This is a genomic window from Roseixanthobacter psychrophilus, assembly GCF_043195195.1.
Lineage (GTDB): Bacteria > Pseudomonadota > Alphaproteobacteria > Rhizobiales > Xanthobacteraceae > NCEH01.
This window is the reverse complement of record NZ_JBAFWT010000170.1, coordinates 1-584: the sequence shown is the minus strand read 5'-3', so window position 1 is coordinate 584 and position 584 is coordinate 1. Positions and strand designations below refer to the sequence as shown.

1 pseudogene is annotated in these 584 nt (G+C 62.0%); it reads right to left on the bottom strand.

Annotation, left to right across the window (positions count from 1 at the left end):
• Positions 1–259: pseudogene (locus V5F77_RS29050) on the bottom strand (hypothetical protein); the annotation flags it as partial.
• Between the last annotated feature and the right edge of the window lie 325 nt (positions 260–584).

Sequence of the window (584 nt, the reverse complement as noted above, 5' to 3'; positions counted from 1 at the left end):
CGTCAGTGAATCGGACCCTGTTGTCACCCATCATGTGACCACGCAGCATTCGGAGCATCTCCGGTCCAGCGCGCTCGACGATGGCCACCCCGGCCAGCAGAGCCGGCCGCAGGTGAAGCGGCAGGATCGGCTTTGCAGGTGTAGGCAGGTTCTCCTGTTCCGTGGCAACAATGCCATCGAGATCGGGGATAATTGCGCCGAGCACCCGGAAGCGCCAAAGGTCGTGCTCGCGCGGGAAAGGTCTTGGAATGCGTCGCATCAGGAGAAGCCGGGCAATATCGGCTGGCGATGTCCAGGTTCCGATACCACGTTCGGCTTCATCGTCGAGCAGCTTTTCGCCGCGAAGAGCGCCACTCCGATATTGCCGGAAAGGGGAGGGGACTTCCCGCTTACCAGGATCCCGGAGTTGGTCTCCGCACAAAGGGCACGTAATGCGCCACCCCAGAAGCTGGCTTCGCAGGATCGGCTCCGGCTCCGTATGTCCCGGGCTGCAGTTCGTGCAGACCTGCGTTGGCCGTGTGGTAATGAGCCGACGCGATGATTGCGTGACATTTGCGAAGGTCATTCGACGCATCACGGCCGGC